We start from the raw sequence: 3,574 nt of genomic DNA, 5'->3' as shown, positions 1-3,574 counted from the left end.
CCAGCGCGCAACGACGTATGACACCAGAGCCTGCGCCCGTTTCCCTTCGTAGTGCGAGGGGTAGTGGGCTGTCGTGAAGCTGTCCAACGGCCATCGCCGCACGCCACGACGAGTCGTCGTGACGGGCGGGGCCGGGTTCCTGGGCAGCCACCTGTGCCAGGCCCTCCTCGAAGCTGGCTCAGAGGTCCTGTGCATGGACAACTTCATCACGGGCACGCCCGTCAACGTGCTCCACCTCCAGGAGCACCCTCGGTTCCGGCTGATCCGGTGCGACGTCACCGACTTCGTTCACGTGCCGGGCGAGGTCGACCTCGTGCTCCACTTCGCCTCCCCCGCGTCTCCCATCGACTACCTCAAGCTGCCGATCCACACCCTCAAGGTCGGGGCCATCGGCACGTGGCACGCCCTCGGCCTGGCGAAGGACAAGGGTGCCCGGTTCGTGCTCGCCTCCACGTCGGAGGTGTACGGCGACCCGCAGGTCCACCCCCAGCCCGAGAGCTACTGGGGACACGTCAATCCGATCGGCCCGCGGGGCGTGTACGACGAGGGCAAGCGGTACGGCGAGGCGCTGACGACGGCCTACCGTTGCAGCGAGGACGTCGACACGGGCATCGTCCGCATCTTCAACACGTACGGCCCGCGGATGCGCCCCCACGACGGTCGCGCCATCCCGACCTTCATCCGGCAGGCCCTCGGGGACGAGCCGATCACCCTCGCGGGAGACGGCCTGCAGACGCGGTCCGTCTGCTACGTGGACGACCTCATCGCCGGGATCCTCGCCTTCGCCGGCAGCGCGCACCCCGGTCCGGTCAACATCGGCAACCCCGACGAGATGACCGTCCGACGCATCGCCGAGGACATCGTCGCGGCGTCAGGCTCGCGGTCGGAGATCATCAGCATCGACCGTCCGGTCGACGACCCGCAGGTCCGCCGCCCCGACACGGCCCTGGCCGAGGAGCTGCTGGGCTGGAGGCCGCTGGTGCCGTGGGAGAAGGGGCTGGAGCGGACGGTTGCGTGGTTCCGCGACGAAGCCACAGCGGCGGGCGAGCTACCTCCGGAGAGCCTCGTCGGCTGACAGGCTGCGCGCCTCGGCGAGCACGTCCTCGACTCCGATGCGCGCCAGCCGGAGGTCCATCACGGCGCCGTGCGGGTCGCCCTGAGGGTCGTTCGGCTGGGGCCGCCAGAGCACGCGGTGCAGGTGCGAGTCGATGCGCGGTCCCCACTGGTCCGGTGGGGTCGGACCGAAGAGCAGGACGGAGGGCGCGCCGTAGGCCGTCGCCAGGTGAGCGACACCAGTGTCGCCGGACAGGATGAGCCGGGCGCCGCCGACGAGCACCGCCAGCTCGTGCAGGTCGAGTCGGCCGCAGAGGTCGGTGACGCCCGCGTGGGCAGCCACCGTCCGGCAGGCGTCGTGCTCACCCGGTCCACCGGTCACCACGACCGGCCAGCCGTCCTCCGCCAAGCTGCTGGCGACCGCAGCCCAGCGTTTCGCGGGCCAGCGCCGTGAGCCGGCCGCGGCGCCCGGGTGGACCACGACTGGCGCCTCGGGGAGGTCGGCGAGCAGCGAGCCGGGGCGGGCCTCTGGTGCGGGGAGACGGAGGTCGGCGGCCGAACAGGCGCCACCGACCGAGGTGACGAGCCGGCACCACCGGTCGACCTCGTGCTCATCGGTCTGCCATGGCGGACCACTCACGAATCCCGCTCGTTGGCAACGGAATGCGACCATGTCCCGCGGCCCCAGCTGCGCCAGGGCGCGGTGGCTCTCGGGTCCGGACCCGTGCAGGTTCACCGCGATGTCAGGGGGCGGTCCGTCCCACGGAGGGGTCTGGAGTCCATTGGCAGGCAGGACGCGGTCGACGAGGCCGTGGGCAACCATGAGGGCGCCCAGCCCCGGGTCCGCGGCGAGAGCGATCTCCGCCGTGTCCCATCGCCGGCGGATCCCGCGCAGCGCCGGGACCGACGCGTACAGGTCGCCGAGCCCGAGCGCACGGAGCACCAGGACGCGCTCGACCCCTGGGGCCGCGCCCGGGGTCTCGCCTGAGGTCACGGCCAGGACGGCTCCGTCGACGGCGCCGCCACCACCTCGCGCAACTCGAAGCCCTCGGGCTGCTGGAGCACCATGACGATCGCGCGCGCCACGTCGGCCGGGTCACTGAGCTTGGCGTCCGGTGGCGGCTTGTACTGCTCGTCGCGCCCGTCGAAGAAGTGCGTCTGCATCCCACCCGGGATGACCATCGTGACCCCGACCCGGCCCGCCAGCTCGGTGGCGAGAGCCCGGCTGAAGCCGACGACGCCGAACTTCGACGCGCAGTAGGCGGTGGCATCGCCAGCGGCCCGCAGCCCCAGGGTGGAGCCGATCGTGACGACCGTCCCGTGAGAGCGCTCGAGGTGCGGCAGGCAAGCGCGGACGACGGCGGCTGTGCCGATGAGATTGACGCGGATGACCCGCTCCCAGTCCTCGGCCCGGACTGTGGCGAGGGGCCCGCACGAGTCCGTCCCCGCAGCGGTCACGACGGCATCGGGCGGCCCGACCGTGCGGACGAGCTCCTCGACGGAGGACGCGACGGCGGCGGTATCCGCCACGTCGGTGATGGCATGTGGCGCGCCGCTCTCCGGAGCCACCCGGTCGAGCACGGCCGGCTTGCCGCCGGCTGCAGCCACCGCCTCGACGACGGCGGCGCCGAGCCCGCTGGCCCCTCCGGTGACGTAGACGATTCCGAGGTCACGCATGTCGGTCATCGAGAATTACCCCGCATCCTTGAGGATCGCTGTTGTGGACCGCCCCGGGAGGAGCGGCAGGAGCTGGACCCGCCCGCCCCAGCTGCGGACGAGGTCCGCCTCCGGGAGGACGGCTCCGGCGTAGTCGGCGCCCTTGGCCCACACGTCGGGCCGGATCCGATCGAGCACGGCGGACGGCTCGTCCTCGTCGAAGATGACGACGGCGTCGACCGAGTCGAGCGCGAGCAGGACCTGGGCACGGTCCCGCTCCGACTGCACGGGCCGGCCGGGCCCCTTGATCCGTCGGACGGAGGCGTCCGAGTTGAGCAGAACCACCAGAAGGTCACCGAGAGCGCGCGCCGCGCGAAGGCTCTGGACGTGCCCGGCGTGGAGCACGTCGAAGCACCCTCCCGTCGCAACGACAGTGCCGCCGCGCGCGTGCACTTCACCAGCCAGTCCCATCGCGGCGGCCGCGCCGAGCCGGGTGACGCCACCTCCGTGGCGGAGGAACGAGGTGCCACTGTGGGGGCTGCCCGGTGCAGCACCGGAACCGAACCGATGGGCGCTCGCCCCTCCAGCCGCAACCCATGCCGAGGCCTCCGCGACGCCCAGCCGGACGGCGTCGGCGAGCTCCTGACCTCGGGCCAGCGCGGCGGCAACGGCTGATGCGTAACGGTCCCCCGCACCGCATGAGTCGCCGTCATGGCACCCGGGTGCCGGAACCCTCAGGACATCGCCGTCCGCTCGAGCGAGCCAGACGCCGTCGGCGCCAACCGTGACTGACACCGCAGCGGAGCGCCATCGCTGGACGAGCTCGGCTGCCACCTCCGGCGGTGGGGCGACCGAACGGCCGCGG

The 3,574-nt window shown here is 72.4% G+C and carries 4 protein-coding genes; 1 reads left to right on the top strand and 3 read right to left on the bottom strand.

Features of this window, described 5'->3' with window-relative positions:
• The first annotated feature begins 73 nt into the window (after window positions 1-73).
• Window positions 74-1,075 carry a UDP-glucuronic acid decarboxylase family protein gene (locus VIR15_RS15090; protein WP_331929150.1) on the top strand — a complete coding sequence of 334 codons (1,002 nt, stop codon included), beginning with the start codon at window positions 74-76 and terminating at the stop codon, window positions 1,073-1,075.
• Here the strand turns inward: VIR15_RS15090 and VIR15_RS15085 are convergent.
• The 3 genes from VIR15_RS15085 to VIR15_RS15075 all read right to left on the bottom strand — a co-directional run.
• Window positions 1,049-2,047, bottom strand: a complete 999-nt coding sequence (locus VIR15_RS15085; RefSeq protein WP_331929147.1) for a glycosyltransferase family 9 protein — start codon at window positions 2,045-2,047, stop codon at window positions 1,049-1,051. The two genes, VIR15_RS15090 and VIR15_RS15085, sit on opposite strands and share 27 nt — an antisense overlap.
• Entirely contained in the window at window positions 2,044-2,739 is a 696-nt protein-coding gene (locus VIR15_RS15080) for an SDR family oxidoreductase (protein ID WP_331929145.1), read from the bottom strand. Before VIR15_RS15080 ends, VIR15_RS15085 begins: the two co-directional genes overlap by 4 nt.
• A gap of 6 nt (window positions 2,740-2,745) precedes the next feature.
• The coding region (locus VIR15_RS15075; protein ID WP_331929142.1) for a PfkB family carbohydrate kinase at window positions 2,746-3,574 on the bottom strand (829 nt) is incomplete at its 5' end.

It is taken from the genome of Intrasporangium sp., assembly GCF_036566125.1.
Lineage (GTDB): Bacteria > Actinomycetota > Actinomycetes > Actinomycetales > Dermatophilaceae > Intrasporangium.
Note: the sequence above shows the minus strand (reverse complement) of the source record. Positions and strands in the feature narration are given on the sequence as shown.

What these genes read in the sequence shown, in the direction of transcription:
- VIR15_RS15080 (WP_331929145.1), bottom strand. Translation starts at nt 2,739, where the DNA reads ATGACCGACATGCGTGACCTCGGAATCGTCTACGTCACCGGAGGGGCC.